Origin of the sequence: Aeromonas sp. HMWF014 (assembly GCF_963878295.1) — a bacterium.
Lineage (GTDB): Bacteria > Pseudomonadota > Gammaproteobacteria > Enterobacterales > Aeromonadaceae > Aeromonas > Aeromonas popoffii.
The window spans coordinates 2662-5021 of sequence record NZ_CAWNYS010000351.1 but is presented as its reverse complement, the minus strand read 5'-3'; the positions used below and the strand labels follow the sequence as shown (position 1 = coordinate 5021).

At 62.2% G+C, this 2360-nt stretch carries 4 protein-coding genes; all 4 read left to right on the top strand.

Translation table 11 applies throughout. The features are described from left to right. The coding region (locus tag AAC083_RS23165; protein ID WP_258224706.1) for a thiamine pyrophosphate-dependent enzyme at positions 1-267 on the top strand (267 nt) is incomplete at its 5' end. Then, on the top strand, positions 264-554 hold the full coding sequence (ilvM, locus tag AAC083_RS14605; RefSeq protein ID WP_042035889.1) for an acetolactate synthase 2 small subunit: 291 nt from the start codon (positions 264-266) through the stop codon (positions 552-554). The genes AAC083_RS23165 and ilvM, both read left to right, overlap by 4 nt. Before the next feature lie 12 nt (positions 555-566). Beyond that, positions 567-1511: a branched-chain amino acid transaminase gene (locus tag AAC083_RS14600; protein ID WP_108536986.1), complete on the top strand. Its 945-nt coding sequence runs from the start codon at positions 567-569 to the stop codon at positions 1509-1511. Positions 1512-1655: 144 nt separating this feature from the next. Further along, positions 1656-2360 (top strand): dihydroxy-acid dehydratase domain-containing protein (locus AAC083_RS23160; RefSeq protein WP_258224705.1); only part of this gene is annotated, 705 nt, incomplete at its 3' end.

Sequence of the window (2360 nt, the reverse complement as noted above, 5' to 3'; positions counted from 1 at the left end):
GTGCGTCAGTGGCAGGAGCTGTTCTTCGATGGCCGCTATAGCGAGACCATCCTCTCCGACAACCCCGATTTCGTCGCCCTGGCTGCCGCTTTCGGCATTCCGGGTGAGACCATCACATGTAAGGAACAGATAGCCGGTGCCCTCGATCGCCTGCTTGAGAGCGAAAGCGCCTATCTGCTGCATGTGGCTATTTCAGAGGAAGAAAACGTCTGGCCCCTGGTTCCGCCGGGAGTCGCCAACCACAAGATGATGGAGCAACGCCCATGAACCCGCACACCCTTGCACAGCCAGCATTTGAACAACACACCCTGCATATCCACGCCCAGCCCAGACCCGAAGTGATGGAGCGGGTGCTGCGGGTGGTGCGTCACCGTGGCTTCAATCTCTGCGCTCTTAGTATGGAAACGAGAGCGGAGCAGGATTGCCAACAACTGCGGATCACGGTTACTGTCGAGTCGGTTCGTCCCATCCAGCAGTTGTGGAGCCAGCTGGTGAAGCTGGTGGACGTCTCCCGGGTCGATGCACTGGAACAGCAACCCCGGATCAGAGCTTAAGGAGCAACGTCAATGTCACAGTCTTCCCAATCCGCCACTCACCCGCAATACATCTGGTTCAATGGCAAACTGGTGCCCTGGCAGGATGCCCAGGTACACGTCATGAGCCACGCCCTGCACTACGGCTCCTCGGTGTTCGAGGGGGTGCGTGCCTACGATACCCCCAAAGGCACCTGCATCTTCCGTCTGCAGGAGCACACCCGCCGCCTGTTCGACTCAGCCAAAATCTACTGGATGGACGTGCCCTACAGCGAGTCCGACGTGAATGAAGCCTGCCGCACCGTGGTGCGCGAGAACGGCCTGAAGAGCGGCTATCTGCGCCCGCTGGCCTTTGTCGGCAACGTGGGGCTGGGGCTGCATCCGCCGCTGGATGCCAAGGCTGATCTGATGGTGGCCGCCCTGCCGTGGGGCGCCTATCTGGGTGAAGAGGGGCTGAAAAACGGGGTGGACGTCTGTGTCACCTCCTGGAGCCGGCTCGCCCCCAACACCATCCCCACTGGCGCCAAGGCGGGCGGCAACTACCTCTCTTCCCAACTGATCAGCCGCGAGGCCAAACGCAACGGCTTCGCCGAGGGGCTGGCGCTGGATGTGAACGGCTACCTGAGCGAAGGGGCGGGGGAGAACCTGTTCCTGGTGAAGAATGGCGTGCTGTTTACCCCGCCCGCCACCGCCGCCATCCTGCCCGGCATCACCCGCGACACCATCATGACGCTGGCCCGTGATCTGGGTTACGAGGTGCGTGAGCAGGCGCTGCCCCGCGAGGCGCTCTATGTGGCGGACGAGATCTTCATGACCGGCACCGCCGCCGAAGTGACGCCGGTGCGTTCCGTCGATCGGATGAAGGTGGGCGCTGGCAGCCGTGGCCCGGTGACCGAGCAGCTGCAAAACGCCTTCTTTGGCCTGTTCAACGGTCAGACCGAGGACAAGTGGGGCTGGCTGACGCCAGTTCACGACTGATGAGAGAGGGGAGGTGTCATGCCTCCCCGAGTCGCTTCCGGTGAGGGCTGCCCAGTGGAGTCCTCACCAGGATCGATTCCGATCCACTCGTATCATCACCGCATAACGCATCGAGCCCATATGGGCATTCAGGGAGTAGAGATAATGCCGAAGTTGAGATCCGCCACCACCACCCACGGACGTAACATGGCCGGGGCCCGCGCCCTCTGGCGTGCCACCGGCATGACCGATCAGGATTTTGGCAAGCCCATCATCGCTGTGGTCAACTCCTTCACCCAGTTCGTACCGGGTCACGTGCATCTCAAGGACTTGGGGCAACTGGTGGCCCGCGAGATCGAAGCTGCGGGCGGAGTGGCCAAAGAGTTCAACACCATCGCCGTGGATGACGGCATCGCCATGGGCCACGGCGGCATGCTCTATTCCCTGCCATCGCGGGAGCTGATTGCCGACTCGGTGGAGTACATGGTCAACGCCCACTGCGCCGATGCCATGGTTTGTATCTCCAACTGCGACAAGATCACCCCGGGGATGCTGATGGCTGCCCTGCGCATCAACATTCCGGTGATCTTCGTCTCCGGCGGTCCCATGGAAGCGGGCAAGACCAAGCTGTCGGATCAGATCATCAAGCTGGATCTGGTGGATGCCATGATCCAGGGCGCCGATCCCAAGGTGTCCGATGCCCAGAGCGAACAGGTGGAGCGCAGCGCCTGCCCCACCTGCGGCTCTTGCTCCGGCATGTTCACCGCCAACTCCATGAACTGCCTGACCGAGGCACTGGGCCTATCCCAGCCGGGCAACGGCTCCATGCTGGCGACCCACAGCGACCGCGAGCAGCTGTTCAAGCTGGCG

Bases quoted from the DNA above. Each gene is read 5' to 3' on its own strand.
- ilvM (WP_042035889.1), top strand. From the start codon at position 264: ATGAACCCGCACACCCTTGCACAGCCAGCATTTGAACAACACACCCTG.
- AAC083_RS14600 (WP_108536986.1), top strand. From the start codon at position 567: ATGTCACAGTCTTCCCAATCCGCCACTCACCCGCAATACATCTGGTTC.